The organism is Enterobacter sp. Li2LvB3 (assembly GCF_056156645.1).
On the sequence record NZ_JBSICG010000027.1, the window covers coordinates 26,472 to 52,898 of the forward strand.

The 26,427-nt window shown below is 52.5% G+C and carries 24 protein-coding genes, 5 tRNA genes and 1 other RNA gene; 28 read left to right on the plus strand and 2 right to left on the minus strand.

All coding sequences use genetic code 11. The features are described 5' to 3' along the window. Nucleotides 1-19: 19 nt before the first annotated feature. Complete coding sequence (locus ACS603_RS19480) at nucleotides 20-1,303, minus strand: citrate synthase (RefSeq protein ID WP_182060054.1); 1,284 nt, start codon at nucleotides 1,301-1,303, stop codon at nucleotides 20-22. A gap of 639 nt (nucleotides 1,304-1,942) precedes the next feature. Between ACS603_RS19480 and sdhC the strand changes: the two genes are divergently transcribed. The 27 genes from sdhC (at nucleotide 1,943) to pnuC (ending at nucleotide 24,217) form a co-directional block, all read left to right on the plus strand. Further along, entirely contained in the window at nucleotides 1,943-2,347 is a 405-nt protein-coding gene (sdhC, locus tag ACS603_RS19485; RefSeq protein ID WP_182060055.1) for a succinate dehydrogenase cytochrome b556 subunit, read from the plus strand. Beyond that, nucleotides 2,341-2,688: a succinate dehydrogenase membrane anchor subunit gene (gene sdhD / locus ACS603_RS19490; protein ID WP_008501088.1), complete on the plus strand. Its 348-nt coding sequence runs from the start codon at nucleotides 2,341-2,343 to the stop codon at nucleotides 2,686-2,688. Before sdhC ends, sdhD begins: the two co-directional genes overlap by 7 nt. Further along, nucleotides 2,688-4,454, plus strand: a complete 1,767-nt coding sequence (gene sdhA / locus ACS603_RS19495; RefSeq protein WP_014069375.1) for a succinate dehydrogenase flavoprotein subunit — start codon at nucleotides 2,688-2,690, stop codon at nucleotides 4,452-4,454. Before sdhD ends, sdhA begins: the two co-directional genes overlap by 1 nt. A gap of 15 nt (nucleotides 4,455-4,469) precedes the next feature. Continuing rightward, the gene (gene sdhB, locus ACS603_RS19500) at nucleotides 4,470-5,186 is read left to right on the plus strand and encodes a succinate dehydrogenase iron-sulfur subunit SdhB (RefSeq protein ID WP_182060056.1); all 717 of its coding nucleotides are present in this window, start codon (nucleotides 4,470-4,472) and stop codon (nucleotides 5,184-5,186) included. Nucleotides 5,187-5,455: 269 nt separating this feature from the next. Further along, entirely contained in the window at nucleotides 5,456-8,263 is a 2,808-nt protein-coding gene (sucA, locus tag ACS603_RS19505; RefSeq protein ID WP_182060057.1) for a 2-oxoglutarate dehydrogenase E1 component, read from the plus strand. Nucleotides 8,264-8,277: 14 nt separating this feature from the next. Continuing rightward, on the plus strand, nucleotides 8,278-9,498 hold the full coding sequence (gene odhB / locus ACS603_RS19510) for a 2-oxoglutarate dehydrogenase complex dihydrolipoyllysine-residue succinyltransferase (protein WP_182060058.1): 1,221 nt from the start codon (nucleotides 8,278-8,280) through the stop codon (nucleotides 9,496-9,498). A gap of 85 nt (nucleotides 9,499-9,583) precedes the next feature. Beyond that, nucleotides 9,584-10,750 (plus strand): ADP-forming succinate--CoA ligase subunit beta, encoded by a 1,167-nt coding sequence (gene sucC, locus ACS603_RS19515; RefSeq protein WP_014069379.1) that lies wholly within the window; start codon nucleotides 9,584-9,586, stop codon nucleotides 10,748-10,750. Continuing rightward, a complete protein-coding gene (gene sucD, locus ACS603_RS19520) occupies nucleotides 10,750-11,619 on the plus strand; it encodes a succinate--CoA ligase subunit alpha (RefSeq protein ID WP_182060059.1) in 870 nt (289 codons plus the stop codon). The genes sucC and sucD overlap by 1 nt, the downstream gene beginning before the upstream one ends. 732 nt (nucleotides 11,620-12,351) lie before the next feature. Then, entirely contained in the window at nucleotides 12,352-13,920 is a 1,569-nt protein-coding gene (cydA, locus tag ACS603_RS19525; RefSeq protein ID WP_182063537.1) for a cytochrome ubiquinol oxidase subunit I, read from the plus strand. A gap of 15 nt (nucleotides 13,921-13,935) precedes the next feature. Continuing rightward, nucleotides 13,936-15,075, plus strand: a complete 1,140-nt coding sequence (gene cydB, locus ACS603_RS19530; RefSeq protein WP_014069385.1) for a cytochrome d ubiquinol oxidase subunit II — start codon at nucleotides 13,936-13,938, stop codon at nucleotides 15,073-15,075. Nucleotides 15,076-15,089: 14 nt separating this feature from the next. Beyond that, complete coding sequence (gene cydX, locus ACS603_RS19535; RefSeq protein WP_182060060.1) at nucleotides 15,090-15,203, plus strand: cytochrome bd-I oxidase subunit CydX; 114 nt, start codon at nucleotides 15,090-15,092, stop codon at nucleotides 15,201-15,203. After that, nucleotides 15,203-15,493, plus strand: a complete 291-nt coding sequence (gene ybgE / locus ACS603_RS19540; RefSeq protein ID WP_182060061.1) for a cyd operon protein YbgE — start codon at nucleotides 15,203-15,205, stop codon at nucleotides 15,491-15,493. The genes cydX and ybgE overlap by 1 nt, the downstream gene beginning before the upstream one ends. Nucleotides 15,494-15,641: 148 nt before the next feature. Further along, the gene (ybgC, locus tag ACS603_RS19545; protein ID WP_014069388.1) at nucleotides 15,642-16,046 is read left to right on the plus strand and encodes a tol-pal system-associated acyl-CoA thioesterase; all 405 of its coding nucleotides are present in this window, start codon (nucleotides 15,642-15,644) and stop codon (nucleotides 16,044-16,046) included. Beyond that, the gene (gene tolQ, locus ACS603_RS19550; RefSeq protein ID WP_182060062.1) at nucleotides 16,043-16,735 is read left to right on the plus strand and encodes a Tol-Pal system protein TolQ; all 693 of its coding nucleotides are present in this window, start codon (nucleotides 16,043-16,045) and stop codon (nucleotides 16,733-16,735) included. The genes ybgC and tolQ overlap by 4 nt, the downstream gene beginning before the upstream one ends. A 3-nt stretch (nucleotides 16,736-16,738) precedes the next feature. Further along, complete coding sequence (tolR, locus tag ACS603_RS19555) at nucleotides 16,739-17,167, plus strand: colicin uptake protein TolR (protein WP_003858589.1); 429 nt, start codon at nucleotides 16,739-16,741, stop codon at nucleotides 17,165-17,167. 41 nt (nucleotides 17,168-17,208) lie between these two features. Beyond that, nucleotides 17,209-18,507 (plus strand): cell envelope integrity protein TolA, encoded by a 1,299-nt coding sequence (gene tolA, locus ACS603_RS19560; protein WP_182060063.1) that lies wholly within the window; start codon nucleotides 17,209-17,211, stop codon nucleotides 18,505-18,507. Nucleotides 18,508-18,641: 134 nt separating this feature from the next. Then, nucleotides 18,642-19,934 carry a Tol-Pal system beta propeller repeat protein TolB gene (tolB, locus tag ACS603_RS19565; protein WP_474944755.1) on the plus strand — a complete coding sequence of 431 codons (1,293 nt, stop codon included), beginning with the start codon at nucleotides 18,642-18,644 and terminating at the stop codon, nucleotides 19,932-19,934. A 35-nt stretch (nucleotides 19,935-19,969) separates the two neighbouring features. Beyond that, a complete protein-coding gene (pal, locus tag ACS603_RS19570) occupies nucleotides 19,970-20,491 on the plus strand; it encodes a peptidoglycan-associated lipoprotein Pal (protein ID WP_003858578.1) in 522 nt (173 codons plus the stop codon). A gap of 9 nt (nucleotides 20,492-20,500) precedes the next feature. Further along, nucleotides 20,501-21,295 carry a cell division protein CpoB gene (cpoB, locus tag ACS603_RS19575; RefSeq protein WP_182060065.1) on the plus strand — a complete coding sequence of 265 codons (795 nt, stop codon included), beginning with the start codon at nucleotides 20,501-20,503 and terminating at the stop codon, nucleotides 21,293-21,295. A 161-nt stretch (nucleotides 21,296-21,456) separates the two neighbouring features. After that, nucleotides 21,457-21,532: transfer RNA gene (locus ACS603_RS19580), tRNA-Lys, on the plus strand. 127 nt (nucleotides 21,533-21,659) lie between these two features. Continuing rightward, nucleotides 21,660-21,735: transfer RNA gene (locus ACS603_RS19585), tRNA-Val, on the plus strand. A gap of 3 nt (nucleotides 21,736-21,738) precedes the next feature. Continuing rightward, nucleotides 21,739-21,814, plus strand: a tRNA-Lys gene (locus ACS603_RS19590). A 42-nt stretch (nucleotides 21,815-21,856) separates the two neighbouring features. Beyond that, a tRNA-Lys gene (locus tag ACS603_RS19595) sits at nucleotides 21,857-21,932 on the plus strand. A gap of 31 nt (nucleotides 21,933-21,963) precedes the next feature. Further along, nucleotides 21,964-22,039: transfer RNA gene (locus ACS603_RS19600), tRNA-Lys, on the plus strand. A 29-nt stretch (nucleotides 22,040-22,068) separates the two neighbouring features. Continuing rightward, nucleotides 22,069-22,194, plus strand: a non-coding RNA gene (locus ACS603_RS19605) — RtT sRNA. Between the two features lie 237 nt (nucleotides 22,195-22,431). Beyond that, the gene (gene nadA, locus ACS603_RS19610) at nucleotides 22,432-23,475 is read left to right on the plus strand and encodes a quinolinate synthase NadA (RefSeq protein ID WP_446492441.1); all 1,044 of its coding nucleotides are present in this window, start codon (nucleotides 22,432-22,434) and stop codon (nucleotides 23,473-23,475) included. A 22-nt stretch (nucleotides 23,476-23,497) separates the two neighbouring features. Continuing rightward, nucleotides 23,498-24,217 (plus strand): nicotinamide riboside transporter PnuC, encoded by a 720-nt coding sequence (gene pnuC / locus ACS603_RS19615; RefSeq protein WP_182060067.1) that lies wholly within the window; start codon nucleotides 23,498-23,500, stop codon nucleotides 24,215-24,217. Here the strand turns inward: pnuC and zitB are convergent. After that, nucleotides 24,214-25,146 carry a CDF family zinc transporter ZitB gene (zitB, locus tag ACS603_RS19620; protein WP_182060068.1) on the minus strand — a complete coding sequence of 311 codons (933 nt, stop codon included), beginning with the start codon at nucleotides 25,144-25,146 and terminating at the stop codon, nucleotides 24,214-24,216. The two genes, pnuC and zitB, sit on opposite strands and share 4 nt — an antisense overlap. A gap of 184 nt (nucleotides 25,147-25,330) precedes the next feature. On the opposite strand from zitB, the gene aroG reads away from it, so the two are divergent. Continuing rightward, nucleotides 25,331-26,383 carry a 3-deoxy-7-phosphoheptulonate synthase AroG gene (gene aroG, locus ACS603_RS19625; protein WP_182060069.1) on the plus strand — a complete coding sequence of 351 codons (1,053 nt, stop codon included), beginning with the start codon at nucleotides 25,331-25,333 and terminating at the stop codon, nucleotides 26,381-26,383. Nucleotides 26,384-26,427 lie beyond the last annotated feature (44 nt).

Genomic DNA, 26,427 nt, shown 5'->3' on the forward strand with positions numbered 1-26,427 from the left:
AGGCCGCACCCTATTCACATTAGCGCTTAATATCAGACTTAAAATCACGTTGCTCGTAGCCGGTATACAGCTGGCGAGGACGGGCGATTTTCATGCCTTCGCTGTGCATTTCGTTCCAGTGCGCAATCCAGCCCACGGTACGTGCCATGGCGAAGATCACGGTGAACATGGAAGACGGAATACCCATCGCTTTCAGGATGATACCAGAGTAGAAGTCTACGTTCGGGTAGAGTTTCTTCTCGATGAAGTACGGGTCGTTCAGCGCGATGTGTTCCAGCTCCATCGCCACTTCCAGCAGATCATCTTTGGTGCCCAGCTCTTTCAGCACTTCGTGACAGGTTTCACGCATTACGGTTGCGCGTGGGTCATAGTTTTTGTAAACACGGTGACCGAAGCCCATCAGACGGAAGGAGTCATTCTTGTCTTTCGCGCGACGCACGAATTCAGGAATGTGTTCAACGGAGCTGATCTCTTCCAGCATCTTCAGTGCTGCTTCGTTCGCGCCGCCGTGCGCCGGTCCCCACAGGGAGGCAATGCCCGCAGCGATACAGGCGAACGGATTCGCGCCTGAAGAGCCAGCGGTACGCACGGTTGAAGTAGAGGCGTTCTGCTCGTGGTCTGCGTGCAGGATCAGAATACGGTCCATGGCACGTTCCAGCACTGGGTTCACTTCGTACTCTTCGCACGGTGTGGAGAACATCATACGCAGGAAGTTACCGGCATAAGAGAGGTCGTTGCGCGGGTAAACGAACGGCTGACCGATAGAATATTTGTAACACATCGCTGCCATGGTTGGCATTTTGGACAGCAGACGGAACGCCGCGATATCACGGTGACGTGGGTTATTCACGTCCAGGGAATCGTGGTAGAACGCCGCCAGCGCACCGGTAATACCGCACATCACCGCCATCGGGTGAGAGTCACGACGGAACGCATGGAACAGACGGGTGATCTGCTCATGGATCATGGTGTGGCGGGTAACGGTGGTTTTGAATTCATCGTATTGAGCCTGCGTCGGTTTTTCGCCGTTCAGCAGGATGTAGCACACTTCCAGATAGTTGGATTCGGTGGCTAACTGATCGATGGGGAAACCGCGGTGAAGCAGGATACCTTCGTCACCGTCAATGAAGGTGATTTTGGATTCGCAAGATGCGGTAGAGGTAAATCCAGGGTCGAAGGTGAAAACACCTTTAGAACCCAGCGTACGGATATCAATAACATCCTGACCGAGCGTGCCTTTTAGCACATCCAGTTCAATAGCATTGTCACCACCCAGGGTGAGTTTTGCCTTTGTATCAGCCATTTACGGTCTCCTTAGCGCCTTATGCTTAAGACTGCTGTTCACCGGATTTGCATTCAGCTGTTAATCACCGTTACCAGATTGTTATTTGGCTTACCGCTCAGCTCACGAGGAGAAACCAGGGTACAGAGCTATGGCGCCTTGCAGGTAAACGGATGAAATATCAGTGAAAACACAGCAAATCAGCGTTTTTGCAGTCCGAATTATTCAAACCTGTATATCACTAATAACTGTCCTGATAACTTCGGTCAATACCATCACACTGTTACATAACTATTTGTCAGGTGAAAGAGAGACCTCATAACTTTTGCGCATTATATGCCTTTTCTGATGACGTTTGTAACAATATTGTTTAACATTTGTCAAATCAGATGATTAAAATTTAAAAAGATGTTGTTATCGTGACCCTGATCACTGTTCCAGAGAAAACCCGACAAACTGTATGTAGGTTAATTGTAATGATTTTGTGAACGGCCTATACTGCCGCCAGGTCTCCGGAACACCCTGCAATCCCGAGCCACCCAGCGTTGTAACGTGTCGTTTTAGCATTTGGAAGCAATGTTTTGCATGACGCGCAGTTATAGAAAAGGAACGCTGCTTGACCCGCATCGCAGTCCGGAGGAAGGAAACAATAAGAACAGCATGTGGGCGTTATTCATGATAAGAAATGTGAAAAAACAAAGACCTGTCAATCTGGATCTCAAAACGATCCGATTCCCTGTAACAGCAATAGCGTCCATTTTGCACCGTGTTTCTGGTGTGATTACGTTTGTGGCGGTCGGTATTCTGCTGTGGTTGCTGGGAACCAGCCTCTCATCTCCTGAAGGATTCCTTCAGGCCTCTGCCATTATGAACAGCTTCTTCGTGAAATTTATCATGTGGGGCATTCTGACTGCGCTGGCATACCACGTTGTAGTGGGTGTTCGCCATCTGCTGATGGACTTTGGCTATCTGGAAGAAACCTTCGAAGCCGGGAAACGCTCCGCTAACATTTCGTTTGTGATTACTGTCGTGCTTTCACTTCTCGCAGGAGTTCTCGTATGGTAAGCAACGCCTCCGCATTAGGACGCAACGGCGTACATGACTTCATTCTGGTTCGTGCTACCGCCATCGTTCTCACCCTTTACATCATCTATATGATTGGTTTCTTCGCGACCAGCGGCACGCTGACGTGGGAAATCTGGAGCGGGTTCTTCGGATCTGCCTTCACCAAAGTGTTCACCCTGCTGGCCCTGTTCTCCATCCTTATTCATGCCTGGATTGGCATGTGGCAGGTGTTGACCGATTACGTTAAACCACTGGCTATTCGCCTTCCTCTGCAACTGGCTATCGTCGTTGCTCTGGTGGTTTACGTCATTTATGGATTCGTTGTGGTGTGGGGTGTGTAATGAAACTGCCAGTCAGAGAATTTGATGCTGTTGTGATTGGTGCTGGTGGCGCAGGTATGCGCGCAGCGCTGCAAATTTCCCAGAGCGGCCAGACCTGTGCGCTGCTCTCTAAAGTCTTCCCGACCCGTTCCCATACCGTATCTGCGCAGGGTGGTATCACCGTTGCGCTCGGTAATACCCATGAAGATAACTGGGAATGGCACATGTACGATACGGTAAAAGGTTCCGATTACATCGGTGACCAGGATGCCATCGAATATATGTGTAAGACCGGCCCGGAAGCGATTCTGGAACTGGATCATATGGGGCTGCCGTTCTCCCGTCTGGAAAATGGCACCATCTATCAGCGTCCGTTTGGCGGCCAGTCGAAAAACTTCGGCGGTGAGCAGGCGGCACGTACTGCGGCGGCGGCTGACCGTACTGGTCACGCACTGCTGCACACTCTGTATCAGCAGAACCTGAAAAACCACACCACTATCTTCTCCGAGTGGTACGCGCTGGATCTGGTGAAAAACGCCGATGGCGCAGTTGTCGGTTGTACCGCGCTGTGTATCGAAACCGGTGAAGTGGTTTACTTCAAAGCCCGCGCAACCGTGCTGGCGACCGGCGGCGCAGGCCGTATTTATCAGTCCACCACTAACGCCCATATCAACACCGGTGACGGCGTTGGCATGGCTATCCGCGCTGGTGTGCCGGTGCAGGATATGGAAATGTGGCAGTTCCACCCAACCGGTATCGCCGGTGCGGGCGTTCTGGTGACAGAAGGCTGCCGTGGTGAAGGTGGTTATCTGCTGAACAAGCACGGCGAGCGCTTCATGGAGCGTTATGCCCCGAATGCGAAAGACCTGGCGGGTCGTGACGTGGTGGCACGTTCCATCATGATCGAAATCCGTGAAGGCCGCGGCTGTGACGGCCCATGGGGTCCTCACGCCAAGCTGAAACTGGATCACCTGGGTAAAGAAGTTCTGGAATCCCGTCTGCCGGGCATCCTGGAGCTGTCCCGTACCTTCGCCCACGTTGACCCGGTAAAAGAACCGATTCCGGTTATCCCAACCTGTCACTACATGATGGGCGGTATTCCGACCAAAGTTACCGGTCAGGCACTGACCGTGAACGAGCAGGGCGAAGATGTGGTTATCCCTGGCCTGTTCGCGGTAGGTGAAATTGCCTGCGTATCCGTACACGGTGCCAACCGTCTGGGCGGTAACTCACTGCTCGACCTGGTGGTATTTGGCCGTGCGGTGGGTCTGCATCTGCAAGAGTCGATTGCTGAACAGGGCGACCTGCTTGACGCGACCGACGCTGAAATCGATGCCTCTCTCGAACGTCTGAACCGCTGGAACGGTAACCGTAACGGTGAAGATCCGGTTGAAATCCGTAAAGCGCTTCAGGAATGTATGCAGCACAACTTCTCGGTATTCCGTGAAGGTGATGCGATGGCGAAAGGGCTTGAGCAGCTGAAAGCGATCCGCGAGCGTCTGAAAAATGCCCGTCTGGACGACACCTCCAGCGAGTTCAATACCCAGCGCGTTGAGTGTCTGGAGCTGGATAACCTGATGGAAACCGCTTACGCCACTGCGGTGTCAGCAAACTTCCGTACCGAGAGCCGTGGTGCACATAGCCGCTTCGACTTCCCGGATCGTGATGACGAAAACTGGCTGTGCCATTCCCTGTATCTGCCAGAGTCGGAGTCCATGACGCGTCGTAGCGTCAATATGGAACCGAAACTGCGTCCGGCGTTCCCGCCGAAGATTCGTACTTATTAATGCGGAGACAGGACAATGAAACTCGAATTCTCAGTTTATCGTTATAACCCGGATGTAGACGATGCTCCGCATATGCAGGATTACACCCTGGAAGCGGAAGAAGGTCGCGACATGATGCTGCTGGATGCCTTAATGCAGCTTAAAGAAAAAGATCCGACACTGTCGTTCCGTCGTTCGTGCCGTGAAGGGGTGTGTGGCTCTGATGGCGTGAACATGAACGGCAAAAATGGTCTGGCCTGCATCACACCAATTTCTGCGTTGCAGCGCCCGGGTCAGAAAATTGTTATCCGTCCTCTGCCAGGCCTGCCGGTTGTGCGTGATTTGGTGGTGGACATGGGGCAATTCTATGCACAATATGAGAAGATTAAGCCTTACTTATTGAATAATGGGCAAAATCCACCCGCTCGTGAGCACTTACAGTCTCCTGAGCAGCGTGAAAAACTCGATGGGTTGTACGAGTGTATTCTCTGTGCATGTTGTTCGACGTCTTGCCCATCGTTCTGGTGGAACCCGGACAAATTTATCGGCCCGGCGGGTCTGCTGGCTGCCTATCGCTTCCTGATCGATAGCCGCGATACCGAAACCGATAGCCGTCTGGAAGGACTGAGTGACGCTTTCAGCGTATTCCGCTGCCATAGCATCATGAACTGCGTCAGTGTTTGTCCTAAGGGGCTGAACCCAACGCGCGCCATCGGCCATATTAAGTCGATGTTGTTGCAGCGCAGTGCATAAGTAGTGAGAGGGGAGCGCTGTTCCCCTCACCCTAACCCTCTCCCTGTGGGAGAGGGAATAGATTGCAGGAAATCTTTAAAAACTGCCGACGACCTTCCCCCTCTCCCTGTGGGAGAGGGTCGGGGTGAGGGGAAACCCTTAAGACAGTTTCTAAAGGTTCCTTCGCGGGCCAAATGAAAAGAGCTCGCAGGTGAACCCCGGCACGTACACGTGGTGTGCGTGGTAGTTTCTACGGCGAAAGTAAGCATAAAAATGCTTAAGGGATCACGATGCAGAACGGCGCAATGAAAGCCTGGCTGGACTCTTCTTTCCTTTCTGGTGCGAACCAGAGCTGGATCGAACAGCTCTATGAAGACTTCTTAACCGATCCTGACTCAGTGGACGCAAACTGGCGTTCCATGTTCCAGGAGTTGCCTGGCACGGGAGTCAAACCGGATCAATTCCACTCCAAAACACGTGATTATTTCCGCCGTCTGGCGAAGGATGCCTCACGTTACTCTTCTGCGATTTCCGACCCTGACACCAATGCGAAGCAGGTTAAAGTCCTGCAACTTATCAACGCTTACCGCTTCCGTGGTCACCAGCACGCGAATCTCGATCCGCTGGGACTGTGGCAGCAAGACCGTGTAGCGGATCTTGATCCGGCATATCACGATCTGACCGAGGCTGATTTCCAGGAAAGCTATAACGTAGGTTCTTTTGCTATCGGCAAAGACACGATGAAGCTGGGCGAACTGATTGATGCGCTCAAGCAAACCTATTGCGGCTCCATCGGCGCGGAATACATGCACATTACCTCTACAGAAGAAAAACGCTGGATCCAGCAGCGTATTGAATCTGTGGCAGGCCATGCGACCTTCTCTGTTGAAGAGAAAAAACGCTTCCTGAGTGAACTGACCGCAGCAGAAGGCCTTGAGCGCTATCTGGGCGCGAAATTCCCGGGCGCAAAACGCTTCTCGCTGGAAGGCGGCGATGCATTAGTGCCAATGCTCAAAGAGCTGATTCGCCACGCAGGCAACAGCGGTACCCGTGAAGTGGTACTGGGCATGGCGCACCGTGGTCGTCTGAACGTACTGATCAACGTGCTGGGTAAAAAGCCGCAGGATCTGTTCGACGAATTCGCGGGCAAACATAAAGAACATCTCGGTACCGGTGACGTGAAGTACCACATGGGCTTCTCGTCTGATATTGAAACCCAGGGTGGCCTGGTTCACCTGGCGCTGGCGTTTAACCCGTCGCACCTGGAGATCGTCAGCCCGGTGGTTATCGGTTCCGTGCGTGCACGCCTGGATCGTCTGGACGAGCCAAGCAGCAACAAAGTTCTGCCAATCACCATTCACGGTGACGCAGCCGTAACCGGGCAGGGCGTGGTTCAGGAAACCCTGAACATGTCCAAAGCGCGTGGTTACGAAGTGGGCGGTACGGTTCGCATCGTTATTAACAACCAGGTGGGCTTCACCACGTCTAACCCACTGGATGCGCGTTCTACCCCGTACTGCACCGACATCGGCAAAATGGTACAGGCACCTATCTTCCACGTTAACGCAGATGACCCGGAAGCCGTTGCTTTCGTGACCCGCCTGGCGCTGGACTTCCGTAACACGTTCAAACGCGATGTGTTCATCGACCTGTTCTGTTACCGCCGTCATGGCCACAACGAAGCTGATGAGCCAAGTGCAACCCAGCCGTTGATGTACCAGAAAATCAAAAAACACCCAACGCCGCGCAAAATCTATGCTGACAAGCTGGAAGCGGAAAAATTGTCCTCGCTGGAAGATGCGACCGAAATGGTCAACCTCTACCGCGACGCGCTGGATGCGGGTGAATGCGTAGTGAAAGAGCTGCGCCCAATGAACATGCACTCCTTTACCTGGTCGCCATACCTCAACCACGAGTGGGATGAGAGCTACCCGAACAAGGTTGAGATGAAGCGTCTGCAAGAGCTGGCAAAACGTATCAGCACTGTGCCAGAAGCTATTGAGATGCAGTCTCGTGTGCAGAAAATCTATTCCGACCGTCAGTCTATGGCGGCAGGTGAGAAGCTGTTCGACTGGGGTGGCGCTGAAAACCTGGCTTATGCAACGCTGGTTGACGAGGGTATCCCTGTTCGTCTGTCCGGTGAAGATGCGGGCCGTGGCACCTTCTTCCACCGTCATGCCGTGGTGCATAACCAGACCAACGGTTCTACCTATACCCCGTTGCAGCACGTACATAACGGCCAGGGCCAGTTCAAGGTCTGGGACTCGGTACTGTCTGAAGAAGCGGTGCTGGCATTTGAATATGGCTATGCCACCGCAGAACCACGCACCCTGACCATCTGGGAAGCGCAGTTCGGTGACTTCGCCAACGGTGCGCAGGTGGTTATCGACCAGTTTATCTCCTCCGGCGAGCAGAAGTGGGGCCGTATGTGTGGCCTGGTGATGCTGCTGCCGCACGGTTATGAAGGGCAGGGGCCGGAGCACTCCTCCGCGCGTCTGGAACGTTATCTGCAACTCTGTGCTGAACAGAACATGCAGGTGTGCGTGCCGTCTACCCCGGCTCAGGTTTACCACATGCTGCGTCGTCAGGCGCTGCGCGGGATGCGTCGTCCGCTGGTGGTGATGTCTCCGAAATCGCTGCTTCGTCATCCGCTGGCAGTATCCAGCCTGGATGAACTGGCTAACGGCACCTTTATGCCAGCCATCGGCGAGATTGACGAGCTGGATCCGAAAGCCGTGAAGCGTGTCGTAATGTGTTCTGGTAAGGTTTATTACGACCTGCTGGAACAGCGCCGCAAGAACAATCAGAAAGATGTCGCCATCGTGCGTATCGAACAGCTTTATCCATTCCCGCATCAGGCGATGCAGGAAGTGCTGAAACAATATGCTCACGTTCATGATTTTGTCTGGTGCCAGGAAGAGCCGCTTAACCAGGGCGCATGGTACTGCAGCCAGCATCATTTCCGTGAAGTGATTCCATTTGGGTCTGCCCTGCGTTACGCAGGTCGCCCGGCCTCCGCCTCTCCGGCGGTAGGGTATATGTCCGTTCACCAGAAGCAGCAACAAGATCTGGTCAATGACGCGCTGAACGTCGATTAATTAAAGGATACATAATGAGTAGCGTAGATATTCTTGTTCCCGACCTGCCTGAGTCTGTAGCAGATGCGACCGTCGCCACCTGGCACAAAAAACCGGGCGATGCCGTTAAGCGCGATGAAGTGCTGGTAGAAATCGAAACTGACAAAGTGGTACTGGAAGTACCGGCTTCGGCGGATGGTGTTCTGGATGCAGTGCTGGAAGATGAAGGCACGACCGTAACCTCTCGTCAGATTCTGGGTCGCCTGCGTGAAGGCAACAGTGCGGGCAAAGAGTCCAGCGCGAAATCTGAAGAGAAAGCCTCTACCCCAGCGCAGCGCCAGCAGGCCTCCCTGGAAGAGCAGAGCAACGACGCGCTCAGCCCGGCGATCCGTCGCCTGCTGGCAGAGCACAACCTGGACGCGGCTGCCATTAAAGGCACCGGTGTGGGTGGTCGTCTGACGCGCGAAGACATTGAGAAACACCTGGCGAAAGCACCTGCCAAAGCAGAAGCCAAAGCCCCTGCGGCAGCACCAGCGGCACAGCCTGCTCTGGGCGCGCGCAGCGAAAAACGTGTACCGATGACCCGTCTGCGTAAGCGTGTTGCTGAGCGTCTGCTGGAAGCGAAAAACTCCACCGCGATGCTGACCACCTTCAACGAAGTGAACATGAAGCCAATCATGGACCTGCGTAAGCAGTACGGTGACGCGTTTGAAAAACGTCACGGTATCCGTCTGGGCTTTATGTCCTTCTACGTGAAAGCGGTTGTTGAAGCGCTGAAACGCTACCCGGAAGTGAACGCATCTATCGATGGCGATGATGTGGTTTACCACAACTATTTCGACGTCAGCATGGCGGTTTCTACTCCACGTGGTCTGGTAACCCCAGTTCTGCGTGATGTGGATACTCTGGGTATGGCTGACATCGAGAAAAATATTAAAGAGCTGGCAGTGAAAGGCCGCGACGGCAAGCTGACCGTAGACGACCTGACCGGCGGTAACTTCACTATTACCAACGGCGGCGTATTCGGGTCACTGATGTCCACGCCAATCATCAACCCACCGCAGAGTGCGATCCTCGGAATGCACGCCATCAAAGATCGTCCGATGGCGGTAGACGGTAAAGTTGAGATCCTGCCAATGATGTACCTGGCGCTCTCTTACGATCACCGTCTGATCGATGGCCGCGAGTCCGTAGGCTTCCTGGTAGCCATTAAAGAGCTGCTGGAAGATCCAACGCGTCTGCTGCTCGACGTCTAGTTTTAGCAGTCTTGCCCGGCGGTGCTGAGCTTGCCGGGCCTACAAAAGCAATACCTAACGATTACCTGAAGGATGGATAGAACACATGAACTTACATGAATATCAGGCCAAACAGCTGTTTGCCCGGTATGGCTTACCGGCTCCGGTGGGTTATGCCTGTACTACCCCGCGTGAAGCAGAAGAAGCCGCATCTAAAATCGGTTCCGGCCCTTGGGTAGTTAAATGTCAGGTTCACGCTGGTGGCCGTGGTAAAGCGGGCGGTGTGAAGGTTGTTAAGAGCAAAGAAGAGATCCGTGCTTTTGCTGAACATTGGCTCGGCAAGCGCCTGGTAACTTATCAAACAGATGCGAACGGCCAGCCTGTTAACCAGATCCTGGTAGAAGCGGCGACCGATATCGCAAAAGAACTGTACCTCGGCGCAGTTGTAGACCGTAGCTCCCGTCGCGTGGTGTTCATGGCGTCTACTGAAGGCGGCGTGGAAATCGAAAAAGTGGCAGAAGAAACCCCTCATCTGATCCACAAAGTGGCCATTGATCCGCTGGCAGGCCCAATGCCTTACCAGGGTCGTGAGCTAGCGTTCAAACTGGGTCTGGAAGGGAAACTGGTTCAACAGTTCACCAAGATCTTCATGGGGCTGGCGACTATCTTCCTGGAGCGCGATCTGGCTCTGATCGAAATCAACCCGCTGGTTATCACCACGCAGGGCGATCTGATCTGCCTCGACGGTAAACTGGGCGCTGACGGCAATGCACTGTTCCGCCAGCCGGATCTGCGCGAAATGCGCGACCAGTCTCAGGAAGACCCGCGTGAAGCTCAGGCTGCACAGTGGGAACTGAACTACGTTGCACTTGATGGCAACATCGGCTGCATGGTTAACGGTGCGGGCCTGGCAATGGGCACCATGGACATCGTTAAGCTGCACGGTGGTGAGCCAGCGAACTTCCTCGACGTAGGCGGTGGCGCAACCAAAGAGCGCGTAACCGAAGCGTTCAAAATCATTCTCTCTGACGACAATGTGAAAGCCGTTCTGGTTAACATCTTCGGCGGTATCGTACGTTGCGACCTGATCGCTGACGGTATCATCGGCGCGGTGGCAGAAGTGGGCGTTAACGTCCCGGTTGTTGTGCGTCTGGAAGGTAACAACGCTGAACTCGGCGCGAAAAAATTGGCTGACAGCGGCCTGAATATTATTGCAGCGAAAAGTCTGACGGATGCAGCTCAGCAGGTTGTTGCCGCAGTGGAGGGGAAATAATGTCAGTTTTAATTAATAAAGATACCAAGGTTATCTGCCAGGGCTTCACCGGTAGCCAGGGGACTTTCCACTCCGAGCAGGCGATTGCCTACGGTACGCAGATGGTTGGCGGTGTAACGCCAGGTAAAGGCGGTACAACTCACCTGGGTCTGCCAGTGTTCAACACCGTACGCGAAGCAGTAGAAGCGACGGGTGCAACCGCGACCGTTATCTACGTTCCGGCGGCATTCTGCAAAGATTCCATCCTGGAAGCGATCGACGCAGGCATCAAACTGATCATCACTATCACCGAAGGCATCCCGACCCTGGACATGCTGACTGTGAAAGTGAAGCTGGATGAAGCTGGCGTGCGTATGATCGGCCCGAACTGCCCAGGTGTTATCACCCCGGGCGAGTGCAAAATCGGCATCATGCCAGGCCACATTCACAAACCGGGCAAAGTGGGTATCGTTTCCCGCTCTGGTACCCTGACCTATGAAGCGGTTAAGCAGACCACTGACTACGGTTTCGGCCAGTCCACCTGTGTGGGCATCGGTGGTGACCCGATCCCTGGCTCTAACTTCATCGACATCCTGAAGCTGTTCCAGGAAGACCCGCAGACTGAAGCGATCGTGATGATCGGTGAAATCGGCGGTAGCGCAGAAGAAGAAGCCGCTGCGTACATCAAAGATCACGTGACCAAGCCTGTTGTGGGTTACATCGCAGGCGTAACTGCGCCGAAAGGCAAACGTATGGGCCACGCAGGCGCAATCATCGCGGGCGGTAAAGGTACAGCGGATGAGAAATTCGCTGCACTGGAAGCTGCTGGTGTGAGAACTGTGCGCAGCCTGGCCGATATCGGCGAAGCACTGAAATCCATCATTAAGTAAGTCCTCTCTGCTCCCAGGACTGGGAGCTTTGAAATAAAAATGTCCGTTTCGACATGGTTGGCCGCTGAAAAGCGGCCTTTTTTATTACGCGCGGCATGTCATGAAATAGTCACAAACTGGTGTTAATTTACGGACTTGTAAAGGTAAAATATTTGTTATTTATTTGCGTTAAAGAAAGCGAGTGGAAAAATACGTAAGACCAACTAGAATTAATGTCCTGCCTGCATCCACATGCCTGCGCCACTATAGTTAATCAAAATCACCTCTGTTTATATTAATTATCCCATTCGATAACTTCAGATGTATTTACGTATACATATATTTAACATGGTTTTTACTCTGTTTACCGCAGCGGTACACAATTAACATAAAGCCTTAATTTTGATTTAAATCAATGTTTAATGTTTGGAAAAAGACACCAAAAAGCGCTAAATTGTGCCAGATCAAAATGGCTGAAAAGTGGTAGTTTTGCTATAAGTTGATCACCGTCGTAAAACGTAAATGTGATTCAATAAAAACCTGTTTATTGTAAGGGTTTTGCAGCGTATTATATTTACGGGATCAATTTGGTTTTTTTATTAACGTATTTGCAACTTTTCATCACTGCTTTTTCCTCCCGTAGAGAATAAGCACTGAAGAAGGGAAGCAGATAACTTTGTATTGGGGCATGCGTGTGGATCTCTCTTATGGGGTTCACTCTCGGAGTCTTCATGCGATGAGCAAGGAGTCATGATGTTAGATATAGTCGAACTGTCGCGCTTACAGTTTGCCTTGACCGCGATGTACCACTTCCTGTTTGTGCCACTGACGCTCGGTATGGCGTTCCTGCTGGCCATCATGGAAACGGTCTACGTCCTCTCCGGCAAACAGATTTATAAAGATATGACCAAGTTCTGGGGCAAGTTGTTTGGTATCAACTTTGCACTGGGCGTGGCAACCGGTTTGACCATGGAGTTCCAGTTCGGGACTAACTGGTCATATTATTCCCACTACGTCGGGGATATCTTCGGTGCGCCGCTGGCCATTGAAGGTCTGATGGCCTTCTTCCTCGAATCCACCTTTGTAGGTCTGTTCTTCTTCGGTTGGGACCGTCTGGGCAAAGTCCAGCATATGGCGGTAACCTGGCTTGTGGCATTGGGTTCCAACCTGTCCGCACTGTGGATCCTGGTGGCGAACGGCTGGATGCAAAACCCAATCGCATCTGATTTCAACTTCGAAACCATGCGTATGGAGATGGTCAGCTTTGCCGAGCTGGTCCTGAACCCGGTAGCCCAGGTTAAATTCGTTCACACCGTGGCATCTGGCTACGTTTGTGGCGCGATGTTCGTTCTGGGTATCAGCTCCTACTATATGCTGCGCGGTCGTGACTTTGCTTTCGCTAAGCGCTCCTTTGCTATCGCTGCTAGCTTCGGTATGGCTGCAATCCTCTCCGTTATCGTACTGGGTGATGAATCCGGTTACGAAATGGGTGACGTGCAGAAAACCAAACTGGCAGCCATCGAAGCTGAGTGGGAAACCCAACCGGCTCCGGCTGCCTTTACCCTGTTCGGTATCCCGGATCAGGATGCGCAGCAAAACCACTTCTCGATTCAAATCCCTTACGCGCTGGGCATCATCGCAACCCGCTCCGTCGACAAACAGGTTACTGGCCTGAAAGATCTGATGGTGCAGCATGAAGGCCGTATCCGTAATGGTATGAAAGCTTACTCACTGCTGGAACAGCTGCGTGCTGGTTCTACCGATCAGGCTATACGCGATCAGTTCAACAGCGTGAAGAAAGACCTGGGTTATGGGCTGCTGCTCAAACGCTATACCCCGAACGTCTCTGACGCGACGGAAGCGCAAATCCAGCAGGCCACTAAAGACTCCATTCCGCGCGTTGCGCCGCTGTACTTTGCGTTCCGTATCATGGTGGGCTGCGGCATCATCATGCTGCTTATCATCGCGGCGTCCTTCTGGTCTGTTATTCGTAACCGTGTCGGTCAGAAAAAATGGCTGCTGCGTACCGCGATGTACGGTATCCCACTGCCGTGGATTGCTATCGAATCCGGTTGGTTTGTGGCGGAATATGGCCGTCAGCCATGGGCGATAGGTGAGGTGCTGCCAACGGCGGTAGCGAACTCCTCCCTGACAGCGGGCGATCTGATCTTCTCCATGCTGCTGATTTGTGGTCTGTATACCCTGTTCCTGGTGGCTGAACTGTTCCTGATGTTCAAGTTCGCGCGCCTTGGCCCAAGCAGCCTGAAAACCGGTCGCTATCACTACGAGCAGTCTGCTGCGACTACTCAGCCGGCACGCTAAGACAGGAGTCATCAAATGATCGATTATGAAGTATTGCGTTTTATCTGGTGGCTGCTGGTTGGTATTTTGCTGATTGGCTTTGCTGTCACCGACGGTTTCGACATGGGGGTGGGGATGCTCACCCGTTTCCTCGGTCGTAATGACACCGAGCGTCGAATTATGATCAACTCCATTGCCCCGCACTGGGACGGTAACCAGGTGTGGCTCATCACCGCTGGCGGCGCGCTGTTCGCTGCCTGGCCGATGGTCTACGCGGCTGCGTTCTCCGGCTTCTATGTGGCGATGATTTTGGTGCTGGCGTCTTTATTCTTCCGTCCGGTGGGTTTCGACTACCGTTCCAAGATTGAAGACACCCGCTGGCGCAACATGTGGGACTGGGGCATCTTCATTGGTAGCTTTGTTCCACCGCTGGTGATTGGTGTGGCGTTCGGTAACCTGTTGCAGGGTGTTCCGTTCCACATTGATGAGTACATGCGTCTTTACTACACCGGTAACTTCTTCCAGCTGCTGAATCCGTTTGGTCTGCTGGCGGGCGTGGTGAGTGTGGCGATGATCATTACTCAGGGCGCGACTTACCTGCAAATGCGTACGGTAGGTGAACTGCATCTGCGTTCACGTGCAACTGCTCAGTTGGCCGCTCTGGTGACGCTTGTCTGCTTCGCACTGGCCGGTGTCTGGGTGGTGTACGGTATTGATGGCTACGTGGTGACCTCTGCGATGAACCATGCTGCGCCGTCTAACCCGCTGACGAAAGAAGTTGTGCGTCAGGCTGGTGCCTGGATGACTAACTTCAACAATATGCCTGTGCTGTGGGTTATCCCGGCTCTGGGTGTTCTGTTGCCGTTGCTGACTGTACTGACGTCCCGTCTGGAAAAAGGCGCCCTGGCGTTTGTGTTCTCTTCGCTGACGCTGGCGTGCATTATTCTGACGGCGGGTATCGCGATGTTCCCATTCGTTATGCCGTCCAGCACCATGATGAACGCAAGTCTGACCATGTGGGATGCAACATCTAGCCAGCTGACACTGAACCTGATGACGTATGTTGCGTGTGTGTTCGTACCGATTATCCTGCTCTACACCACCTGGTGTTACTGGAAAATGTTCGGTCGTATCACGAAAGAAGACATTGAACGCAACACTCATTCCCTGTACTAAGTAAGGAGCTGAATATGTGGTATTTCGCATGGATTTTGGGGACGCTTCTTGCCTGTGCATTTGGCATCATTACTGCCCTGGCGCTTGAGCACGTTGAAGCGTCCAAAGCGGGTGACGAAAAACACTAATGAACATTATCGCGATGCTTTACGCGGTAATGGATAAGCGCCCGTTAAGGGCGCTTTCTTTAGTGATGGCATTACTGCTGGCAGGTTGTATTTTCTGGGACCCTTCGCGTTTTGCAGCGAAGACCAGCGAGCTTGAGATTTGGCACGGTTTGTTCATCATGTGGGCCGTGTGCGCAGGTGTTATTCACGGCGTTGGCTTTCGTCCGAAAGCCATTCACTGGCAGGGTATTTTCTGCCCGCTGATTGCCGATCTGGTGCTTCTCGCTGGGCTGATTTTCTTCTTCTTCTGAATAAGAAATGTCCGTTAATCATATGGGCTTACCCGAGCCCATAAAAATTTACTCTCCGTTTACTTTCTCCCATTCCAAACCACCTTTCCCGCGCGTATAGTAGCGAAGTTTAAAAGAGTTAACTTTTGTTGCATTACCGGGATGTAAAGTGAATACAACGCTGTTTCGATGGCCGGTTCGTGTCTACTACGAAGATACCGATGCCGGTGGTGTGGTATACCACGCCAGCTACGTTGCTTTTTATGAACGGGCACGCACAGAGATGCTGCGCCATCATCACTTTAGCCAACAAGTGCTGTTGGCTGAGCGAGTTGCCTTTGTGGTACGCAAGATGACGCTTGAGTATTTTGCGCCTGCCAGACTCGACGATATGCTCGAAGTCCAAACAGAAATAACATCAATGCGCGGAACCTCACTGGTGTTCACGCAACGGATCCTCAATGCAGAGAACACGGTACTGAACGAAGCTGAAGTACTGATTGTCTGTGTTGATCCACTCATCATGAAGCCTCGTGCGCTTCCTAAGTCTATTGTCGCGGAGTTTAAGCAGTGACTGACATGAATATCCTTGATTTGTTCCTGAAGGCAAGCCTTCTGGTTAAACTTATCATGTTGATTTTGATTGGTTTTTCAATCGCATCCTGGGCCATCATCATCCAGAGAACGCGTATCCTCAATGCCGCTAGCCGCGAGGCTGAAGCGTTTGAAGACAAGTTCTGGTCTGGTATCGAACTTTCCCGTTTGTATCAGGAAAGCCAGGGGCGTCGGGATAACCTCGCAGGCTCCGAACAAATTTTTTACAGCGGTTTCAAAGAATTTGCCCGTTTGCATCGTGCTAATAGCCATGCACCGGAAGCGGTTGTTGAAGGTGCGTCCCGTGCGATGCGCATTTCCATGAACCGTGAACTGGAAACCCTTGAAACGCATATTCCGTTCCTTGGCACAGTAGGTTCCATCAGCCCGTATATCGGCCTGTTTGGTACGGTGTGGGGGATTATGCACGCCTTTATCGCCCTGGGTGCGGTGAAGCAGGCGACATTGCAGATGGTTGCTCCGGGTATTGCAGAAGCACTGATCGCGACCGCTATCGGTCTGTTCGCCGCTATCCCGGCGGTTATGGCGTATAACCGTCTGAATCAGCGTGTGAACAAACTGGAACTGAACTACGACAACTTTATGGAAGAGTTCACCGCGATTCTGCACCGTCAGGCGTTTACCAGCACCGAGAGTAACAAGGGGTAAACCATGGCCAGATCGCGTGGACGAGGTCGTCGCGAGCTCAAGTCCGAAATCAATATCGTTCCGCTGCTGGACGTACTGTTAGTGCTGCTGCTTATCTTTATGGCAACAGCGCCGATAATCACCCAGAGCGTGGAAGTGGATCTGCCGGATGCGACAGAATCACAGGCGGTAAGCACCAATGACGATCCTCCGGTTATCATTGAGGTTTCCGGCGTAGGGCAATACAGCGTGGTGGTAGAAAAAGATCGTATGGATCAGTTACCGCCAGAGCAGGTGATTGCTGAAGCGCAGCGCCGCCTGGAGTCAAATCCGAAGACGGTCTTTTTAATCGGTGGCGCAAAAGATGTGCCTTACGATGAAATTATAAAAGCGCTGAACTTGCTCCATAGCGCGGGCGTTAAGTCTGTTGGCTTAATGACGCAGCCTATTTGATCACCTGCTAGCAGTGGGATACGAGTTTTTGGGAACCGATAGTGTCAAAGGCAACCGAACAAAACGATAAGCTTAAGCGAGCGATAATTATCTCCGCAGTGCTGCACGTTATTCTTTTTGCGGCACTGATCTGGAGTTCGTTCGACGAGCATATAGATGCATCAGCTGGCGGTGGTGGGGGGTCTTCCATCGACGCCGTCATGGTGGATCCTGGTGCGGTAGTACAAAACTATAATCGCCAGCAACAACAGCAGGCGAGTGCAAAACGTGCTGAAGAGCAGCGTGATAAACAGGCGCAACAGCAAGCTGAGGAACTGCGTGAAAAGCAGGCCGCAGAGCAGGAGCGTTTGAAGCAGCTCGAGAAAGAACGTTTGCAGGCGCAGGAAGCAGCGAAAGAGCAAGCGGAACAGCAGAAACAGGCTGAAGCCGCCGCTAAAAAAGCGCAGGAACAGCAGAAACAAGCCGAAGAAGCCGCAGCAAAAGCGGCTGCTGACGCCAAAGCTCAGGCTGACGCACAGGCAAAACTGGCCGCAGAAGCCGCGAAGAAAGCCGCAGCGGATGCCCAGAAACAGGCTGAGGAAGCAGCGAAGAAAGCGGCTGCCGATGCTCAGAAGAAAGCTGAAGCAGAAGCTGCGAAGAAAGCCGCAGCAGATGCCCAGAAGAAAGCTGAAGCAGATGCAGCGAAAAAAGCCGCTCAGGAAGCTGAGAAGAAGGCTGCCGCCGACGCTGCTAAGAAAGCGGCTGCCGCTGAGAAAGCCGCTGCGGAAAAAGCCGCTGCTGCTGAGAAGGCTGCTGCCGCTGCTGCGGCCAAGAAAGCCGCCGCCGCTGAAAAGGCTGCTGCCGATAAAGCTGCTGCCGCTGAAAAAGCTGCTGCTGATAAGAAAGCCGCTGCGGCTGAAAAAGCTGCTGCTAAAAAGGCTGCTGCGGAAAAAGCCGCTGCTGCCTCGGGAGTGGATGACCTGCTGGGCGACCTGAGTTCTGGTAAGAATGCGCCGAAAGGCACAACCAGTGGTAGCGCAGGTGGTTCATCTCCTGCTAAAGGAAGTAAGCCGGGGCAGGGTGGTGCATCTCAGGCAGAGATTGCTTCGTACATATCACAGGTTCAGGCAGCCATTCGTGGTCACCTGTATGACTGGGATACCTACAAAGGCAAAACCTGTACTTTGCGTGTAAACATTGGTTCAGACGGCTCGATACTTAGTGTGAAATCGGAAGGTGGGGACGATGCGTTCTGTCAGCAGATGCTGTCTGCGACCAGCAGAATGACCAAGTTCCCTAAACCGCCATCTCAGGCTGTGTATGAAACGTTTAAAAATGCACCACTGGACTTCAAACCTTAAGTTACATTTTCCCCGTGCAAACGGGGAAAAATAGACCAGGTTTAGTCACAGGGTTCTGGTAGTTTTGTCTATTTGAGTTTGTTAACATTCTGCTAAATTATCGCGGGTAAGGTTACCCAGATAAGGGAGATATGATGAAGCAGGCATTACGTGTAGCATTTAGTTTCTTAATGCTGTGGGCAGCTGTGCTGCACGCAGAAGTACGTATCGAGATCACCCAGGGGGTGGACTCGGCACGCCCAATCGGTGTTGTTCCGTTCCAGTGGGCCGGTCCTGGCGCTGCACCAGAAGATATTGGTGGCATCGTTGCGGCTGACCTGCGTAACAGCGGTAAATTCAACCCGTTAGATCGTTCTCGTCTGCCTCAGCAGCCTGGTACTGCGCAGGAAGTTCAACCTGCAGCATGGTCTGCGCTGGGTATTGATGCGGTTGTTGTAGGCCAGGTTACTCCTGGCCCGGACGGCAGCTATAACGTGGCTTATCAGCTGGTGGATACCGGCGGTGCGCCAGGTACCGTTCTGGCTCAGAACTCTTACAAAGTGACCAAGCAATATCTGCGTTATGCTGGCCACACGGCGAGTGACGAAGTGTTCGAAAAGCTGACCACGATTAAAGGCGCTTTCCGTACTCGTATCGCTTATGTGGTACAGACCAACGGTGGTCAGTTCCCGTATGAGCTTCGCGTGTCCGATTACGATGGTTACAACCAGTTCACTGTTCACCGTTCTTCACAGCCGCTGATGTCTCCGGCATGGTCACCAGACGGTTCTAAACTGGCTTATGTTACCTTTGAAAGCGGTCGTTCTGCACTGGTTATTCAGACGCTGTCTAACGCTGCTGTACGCCAGGTTGCGTCCTTCCCGCGTCACAACGGTGCGCCTTCATTCTCACCGGATGGTTCTAAACTGGCATTTGCCCTGTCTAAAACCGGTAGCCTGAACCTGTACGTGATGGACATTGGTTCTGGTCAGATCCGCCAGGTGACGGATGGTCGTAGCAACAACACTGAGCCGACCTGGTTCCCGGATAGCCAGAACCTGGCGTTTACTTCCGACCAGGCAGGCCGTCCACAAATCTATAAAGTGAATGTCAACGGCGGTGCTCCGCAGCGTATTTCCTGGGAAGGTACACAAAACCAGAACGCAGACGTGAGCAGCGACGGTAAGTTTATGGTAATGGTCAGCTCCAACGGTGGGCAGCAACACATTGCCAAACAAGATCTGGTAGCGGGTGGCGTTCAAGTTCTGTCGTCAACGTTCCTGGATGAAACGCCAAGTCTGGCACCTAACGGCACTATGGTAATCTACAGCTCTTCTCAGGGGATGGGATCTGTGCTGAATCTGGTTTCTACAGATGGGCGTTTCAAAGCGCGTATTCCGGCTACTGATGGACAGGTAAAATCACCTGCCTGGTCGCCGTATCTGTAAATAATAATTAATTGATTACTAAAGGAATCATAGAAATGCAACTGAACAAAGTGCTGAAGGGGCTGATGATCGCTCTGCCTGTAATGGCAATCGCAGCGTGTTCTTCTAACAAGAACGCAAGCAATGACCAGAGCGGCGAAGGCATGATGGGTGCCGGCACCGGTATGGACGCGAACGGCAATGGCAACATGTCTTCTGAAGAGCAAGCGCGTCTTCAGATGCAGCAGCTGCAGCAGAACAACATCGTTTACTTCGATCTGGATAAGTACGACATCCGTTCTGACTTCGCTGCGATGCTGGATGCTCACGCTAACTTCCTGCGTAGCAACCCATCTTACAAAGTCACCGTAGAAGGTCACGCGGACGAACGTGGTACTCCAGAGTACAACATCTCCCTGGGTGAGCGTCGTGCTAACGCTGTTAAAATGTACCTGCAAGGTAAAGGCGTTTCTGCTGACCAGATCTCCATCGTTTCTTACGGTAAAGAAAAACCAGCAGTACTGGGTCATGACGAAGCGGCTTACTCCAAAAACCGTCGTGCCGTACTGGTTTACTAAGAGAATTGCATGAACAGTAACTTCAGACATCATCTGTTGAGTCTGTCGTTACTGGTTGGAATAGCGGCCCCCTGGGCCGCTTTTGCTCAGGCACCAATCAGTAGTGTCGGCTCAGGCTCGGTTGAAGACCGTGTCACTCAACTCGAGCGTATTTCTAATGCTCATAGTCAGCTTTTAACCCAACTCCAGCAGCAACTTTCCGATAACCAAACCGATATTGATTCTTTGCGTGGGCAGATCCAGGAAAGTCAGTATCAGCTTAATCAGGTTATGGATCGTCAGAAGCAGATCATGTTGCAAATCGATAGCCTTAGTAACGGTGGTGCAGCTGCACAGCCAGCAGCGGGCGATCAGAGTGGTGGTGCTGCGGCAACACCGGCTCCGGCAGCAGATGCTTCAGCCTCGACAGGTGCGCCTGTACAGAGCGGTGACGCGAATACGGATTACAACGCGGCCATTGCACTGGTACAGGACAAATCTCGTCAGGAAGATGCAATCGTTGCGTTTCAAAACTTCGTCAAGAAGTACCCTGATTCTACTTACCAGCCAAACGCGAATTACTGGCTTGGTCAGTTGAATTACAACAAGGGTAAGAAGGATGATGCGGCGTTTTATTTTGCCTCCGTGGTGAAAAATTACCCAAAATCACCTAAAGCACCTGATGCGATGTTCAAGGTCGGCGTGATCATGCAGGACAAAGGTGATACCGCAAAGGCAAAAGCAGTCTACCAACAGGTTGTGACGAAGTTCCCGGGTACCGAAGGTGCCAAACAGGCGCAAAAACGTCTGAGTTCGATGGGATGATTACCGCATGACCAGAAATCGCCTTATTTCTGGTCGTGCAGCATGATTACTAAGCAGTTAAGTGATCTTCATCGAAATTTTTGTTGCGCAGAATTCTTAAATCAGTAATATATGCCGCCGTTGCCACGGGATATCAAACAACGTGAAAGCAGCGCAAAAGTGGGTCGTTAGCTCAGTTGGTAGAGCAGTTGACTTTTAATCAATTGGTCGCAGGTTCGAATCCTGCACGACCCACCACTAATCTGGTGGATAGTAGTAATTCAGCGTGAAGGATAACGTTGCGTAAGCAACGGCCCGTAGGGCGAGGCAAAGCCGAGTCATCCTGCACGACCCACCAATTAAAGCAGTACCGGTAATACAGAGTGGGTGATTAGCTCAGTTGGTAGAGCATCTCCTTTACACGGAGGGGGTCGGCGGTTCGAGCCCGTCATCACCCACCACTCGGGTCGTTAGCTCAGTTGGTAGAGCAGTTGACTTTTAATCAATTGGTCGCAGGTTCGAATCCTGCACGACCCACCAATTCTTATTGGTTCCGAGTGATAATTCAGGCAATACCCAGATGGGTCGTTAGCTCAGTTGGTAGAGCAGTTGACTTTTAATCAATTGGTCGCAGGTTCGAATCCTGCACGACCCACCAGCCTGAATAAATTTGAAGTACATCCCGCAAGGGGTCGTTAGCTCAGTTGGTAGAGCAGTTGACTTTTAATCAATTGGTCGCAGGTTCGAATCCTGCACGACCCACCAATGTAAAAAAGCGCCCTAAAGGCGCTTTTTTGCTATCTGCGATTTGAACGATTCGAACCTGCCGCAGGTTCGAGCCGAACAACGTGAGGCAGCGGAGCCGTTTACGGCGACGACCCGAAGGGCGAGCGAAGCGAGTCATCCTGCACGACCCACCAATGTAAAAAAGCGCCCTAAAGGCGCTTTTTTGCTATCTGTTATTCCGATATGTTTCGACCTTGTGGGTCGGGTTAGGCAAAGCCGCCACCCGACAAATGCTGCGCGCACCTAATTCCGGTGACTTTTAAGCTCAAATTCGCTATCTTGTTTAGTATACAAAACACAATTGCCACCCGTTTTGCTATGTCATGCAAAAGAAAGGCAATATTGTTAAGCCAGTAAAACGAGAAGCCAAAATGAGTGTGATGTTCGATCCAGAAGCCGCGATCTATCCTTTCCCGCCAAAACCCGTCCCGCTAACCCTGGATGAAAAACAGTTTTACCGTGAGAAAATCAAGCGACTTCTCAAAGAGCGCGATGCTGTGATGGTGGCGCATTACTACACCGACCCTGAAATTCAGCAACTGGCGGAAGAGACCGGCGGTTGTATCTCCGATTCCCTGGAGATGGCGCGTTTCGGCGCAAAACATCCGGCTTCCACGTTACTGGTAGCGGGCGTGCGTTTTATGGGGGAAACGGCAAAGATCTTAAGCCCGGAAAAAACTATCCTGATGCCGACGTTGAACGCCGAATGTTCACTCGATCTCGGTTGCCCTATCGAGGAATTCTCCGCGTTCTGCGATGCGCATCCTGACCGTACTGTCGTGGTCTACGCCAATACCTCTGCCGCGGTCAAAGCACGTGCAGACTGGGTCGTGACCTCCAGCATTGCGGTAGAGTTGATTGAACATCTCGATAGCCTGGGTGAAAAAATTATCTGGGCACCCGATCGTCATCTTGGGAACTATGTTCAAAAGCAAACCGGTGCCGATGTTCTCTGCTGGCAGGGGGCATGTATTGTGCATGATGAATTCAAAACGCAAGCGCTGGCACGCATGAAAGGGTTATACCCGCAGGCGGCTATTCTCGTTCACCCGGAATCACCACAGTCGATTGTTGATATGGCAGATGCCGTTGGGTCAACCAGTCAGCTGATTAATGCTGCGAAAACGCTGCCGCACAAGCAGCTTATTGTGGCCACCGATCGCGGCATCTTCTATAAGATGCAACAGGCCGTGCCGGAAAAAGAGCTGCTGGAAGCACCGACCGCAGGAGAGGGCGCAACATGCCGTAGCTGTGCCCATTGTCCGTGGATGGCCATGAACGGCCTGAAAGCCATTGCGGAAGGGTTAGAAACGGGAGGTGCAGCCCATGAAGTTCATGTTGATGCTGCGTTGCGTGAAGGCGCGTTAATTCCGCTTAACCGAATGCTGGATTTTGCGGCTACACTACGTACTTAATTCAAAACGCCCAGGGGAAAAGATGGATTTTTTTAGCACGCAAAACATTCTGGTTCATATACCGATTGGTGCGGGTGGCTACGACCTGTCATGGATTGAAGCTATAGGCACTCTGGCTGGCCTGCTTTGCATCTGGCTAGCCAGTCTGGAGAAGATCAGCAACTACGCGTTTGGGCTTATCAACGTCACGTTGTTTGCGATTATTTTCTTCCAGATCCAACTCTATGCCAGCCTGCTATTACAGCTGTTCTTCTTTGCCGCGAATATTTATGGCTGGTATGCCTGGTCGCGTCAGAACAGCCAGCAGGAAGCAGAACTCCAAATCCGCTGGTTGCCGCTGCCCAAGGCAATCGCCTGGTTTGCGGCCTGCGTTGTCGCCATCGGCTTTATGACTGTGTTTATCAACCCGGTGTTCGCTTTCCTGACGCGCATTGCGGTGTCAATAATGTCTGCGCTTGGGTTGAATGTCACCCTGCCAGAGCTCCAGCCTGATGCCTTCCCGTTCTGGGATTCCTGCATGATGGTGCTGTCGATTGCGGCAATGATCCTCATGACCCGTAAGTACGTCGAAAACTGGCTGCTATGGGTCATCATTAACGTCATTAGCGTGGTAATTTTTGCCCTGCAAGGTGTTTACGCTATGTCGCTGGAATATCTGCTGTTGACCTTCATTGCGCTGAACGGTAGCCGCATGTGGATAAACAGCGCGCGTGAACGTGGCTCACACGCGCTATCCAGTTAATGCTGGTGATGATGTGAATGGCCGGACTGCATCTCGTTAAGATGGCAGTCCGGGCCATTACAGGGCTGATATTCCATCTGAATGGTTGCGTGAGCAATCTCGTAGTGGTGTTCCAGGAAATGCTGAATGCGTTCAAGTAGCGCATCATGATCGTGAGGTGGTATCACCTGGACGTGCAACGTCATAATTGGTTTTTCACCGACCAGCCAGACATGAACATGATGCACGTTTCGCACCTCAGGGATCGAGCGGCACAGGTTGCGCTTGAGAGCCGGGATGTCCAGCGAAGTGGGAGCTCCCTCCAGTAACTCATTGACGCTCTCCTTCAAAAGCCGCCAGGCGCTGCGCAAAACAAGGCACGAAACCAGCACCGACAGGATCGGGTCAATAGGCGTCCAGCCTGTATAGAGGATAACCAGCGCAGCCACAACAGCCCCTACCGAACCGAGCAAATCCCCCAGCACATGAAGGGCCGCAGCCCGCACGTTCATATTCTTTTCGCCGCTACCGCGATGCAAGATCCAGAATGCCAGGATATTGGCAAGGAGCCCGGCAATGGCAATAACCATCATGGTTGCACCGGCTACAGGCTGCGGGTGTCTGAAACGCTGGAACGCCTCCCAGACGATAAGAATGGTAATAACAACCAGTGCAATGGCGTTAACAAAGGCTGCAAGGGTCGTGAGTCTGAGCCAGCCAAACGTATGACGGGCATTTGGCCGCCGGCGTGCAAACTGTACCGCCAGCAGTGCAAACAGCAGGGCGGCGGCGTCGGTAAGCATATGCCCGGCGTCTGCCAGCAGCGCCAGAGAGCCTGAAACCACCCCACCGATGACCTCGATGACCATAAAGGTTGCAGTAACCCCGAAAGCCAGCGCCAGCCGTTTGGCGTTGTCATCGGCCCAAGCGTGTGAATGGGAGTGTGCCATATCTATTTTCCTGGTTCATTTTTAGGTTAAGTGTAGAGTTTTTAATGTGTTACACAAACGTGTTTTTTGGCCTGTCTCTGCAAACCCCGGAGAGAGTGTAAAAGGCGGTTTACACTAAGCGGCGGGCAAGTTAGATTGAAAGCATTGCATTCAATACTAGAGTTATGGCAGAGCTGAATAGAAAATGAATTATCAGAATGACGATTTACGCATTAAAGAGATCAATGAGTTATTACCTCCAGTAGCACTCCTTGAAAAATTCCCCGCCACAGAAAACGCTGCAAACACGGTTTCCCATGCCCGCAAAGCGATCCATAAGATCCTGAAAGGTAATGACGATCGTCTTCTGGTGGTGATTGGCCCATGCTCCATTCACGATCCTGCGGCGGCCAAAGAGTACGCTTCCCGCTTGATTAAACTGCGTGATGAGCTGAAAGGTGAGCTGGAAATCGTGATGCGCGTTTATTTTGAAAAACCGCGCACTACCGTTGGCTGGAAGGGGCTGATTAACGATCCACACATGGATAACAGTTTCCAGATCAATGACGGCCTGCGCATCGCGCGTAAGCTGCTGCTGGAAATCAACGACAGCGGTCTGCCAGCTGCCGGCGAATTCCTGGACATGATCACCCCACAGTATCTCGCCGACCTTATGAGCTGGGGCGCCATCGGTGCACGTACCACTGAATCTCAGGTACACCGTGAACTGGCGTCCGGCCTTTCTTGCCCGGTTGGTTTTAAGAATGGGACTGACGGCACCATCAAAGTGGCCATTGACGCGATCAATGCTGCAGGCGCGCCGCATTGCTTCCTGTCAGTGACCAAATGGGGTCACTCTGCCATCGTGAACACCAGCGGTAACGGTGACTGCCACATCATCCTGCGCGGCGGTAAAGAGCCTAACTACAGCGCAAAACATGTGGCGGAAGTGAAAACCGGTCTTGAGAAAGCAGGACTGGCACCACAGGTGATGATCGACTTCAGCCACGCTAACTCCAGCAAGCAATTCCAAAAGCAGATGGACGTGGGCACGGACGTTTGTCAGCAGATTGCGGGCGGCGAAACCGCTGTTATCGGTGTGATGATCGAAAGCCACCTGGTGGAAGGCAACCAGAACCTGGAAGGCAGCGAGCCGCTGGTTTATGGCAAGAGCGTGACGGATGCCTGCATTGGCTGGGAAGATACTGACACGATTCTGCGTCAGCTGGCGGAAGCGGTAAAAGCACGCCGCGGCTGATACGAATTTTGGCAATAAAAAAGCGTGGATTGCTCCACGCTTTT

Excerpts from the sequence above, each read along its gene's own strand:
- ACS603_RS19480 (WP_182060054.1), bottom strand. The coding sequence starts at position 1,303 with ATGGCTGATACAAAGGCAAAACTCACCCTGGGTGGTGACAATGCTATT.
- sdhC (WP_182060055.1), top strand. The coding sequence starts at position 1,943 with ATGTGGGCGTTATTCATGATAAGAAATGTGAAAAAACAAAGACCTGTC.
- sdhD (WP_008501088.1), top strand. The coding sequence starts at position 2,341 with ATGGTAAGCAACGCCTCCGCATTAGGACGCAACGGCGTACATGACTTC.
- sdhA (WP_014069375.1), top strand. The coding sequence starts at position 2,688 with ATGAAACTGCCAGTCAGAGAATTTGATGCTGTTGTGATTGGTGCTGGT.
- sdhB (WP_182060056.1), top strand. The coding sequence starts at position 4,470 with ATGAAACTCGAATTCTCAGTTTATCGTTATAACCCGGATGTAGACGAT.
- sucA (WP_182060057.1), top strand. The coding sequence starts at position 5,456 with ATGCAGAACGGCGCAATGAAAGCCTGGCTGGACTCTTCTTTCCTTTCT.
- odhB (WP_182060058.1), top strand. The coding sequence starts at position 8,278 with ATGAGTAGCGTAGATATTCTTGTTCCCGACCTGCCTGAGTCTGTAGCA.
- sucC (WP_014069379.1), top strand. The coding sequence starts at position 9,584 with ATGAACTTACATGAATATCAGGCCAAACAGCTGTTTGCCCGGTATGGC.
- sucD (WP_182060059.1), top strand. The coding sequence starts at position 10,750 with ATGTCAGTTTTAATTAATAAAGATACCAAGGTTATCTGCCAGGGCTTC.
- cydA (WP_182063537.1), top strand. The coding sequence starts at position 12,352 with ATGTTAGATATAGTCGAACTGTCGCGCTTACAGTTTGCCTTGACCGCG.
- cydB (WP_014069385.1), top strand. The coding sequence starts at position 13,936 with ATGATCGATTATGAAGTATTGCGTTTTATCTGGTGGCTGCTGGTTGGT.
- cydX (WP_182060060.1), top strand. The coding sequence starts at position 15,090 with ATGTGGTATTTCGCATGGATTTTGGGGACGCTTCTTGCCTGTGCATTT.
- ybgE (WP_182060061.1), top strand. The coding sequence starts at position 15,203 with ATGAACATTATCGCGATGCTTTACGCGGTAATGGATAAGCGCCCGTTA.
- tolR (WP_003858589.1), top strand. The coding sequence starts at position 16,739 with ATGGCCAGATCGCGTGGACGAGGTCGTCGCGAGCTCAAGTCCGAAATC.
- tolB (WP_474944755.1), top strand. The coding sequence starts at position 18,642 with ATGAAGCAGGCATTACGTGTAGCATTTAGTTTCTTAATGCTGTGGGCA.
- pal (WP_003858578.1), top strand. The coding sequence starts at position 19,970 with ATGCAACTGAACAAAGTGCTGAAGGGGCTGATGATCGCTCTGCCTGTA.
- cpoB (WP_182060065.1), top strand. The coding sequence starts at position 20,501 with ATGAACAGTAACTTCAGACATCATCTGTTGAGTCTGTCGTTACTGGTT.
- nadA (WP_446492441.1), top strand. The coding sequence starts at position 22,432 with ATGAGTGTGATGTTCGATCCAGAAGCCGCGATCTATCCTTTCCCGCCA.
- pnuC (WP_182060067.1), top strand. The coding sequence starts at position 23,498 with ATGGATTTTTTTAGCACGCAAAACATTCTGGTTCATATACCGATTGGT.
- zitB (WP_182060068.1), bottom strand. The coding sequence starts at position 25,146 with ATGGCACACTCCCATTCACACGCTTGGGCCGATGACAACGCCAAACGG.
- aroG (WP_182060069.1), top strand. The coding sequence starts at position 25,331 with ATGAATTATCAGAATGACGATTTACGCATTAAAGAGATCAATGAGTTA.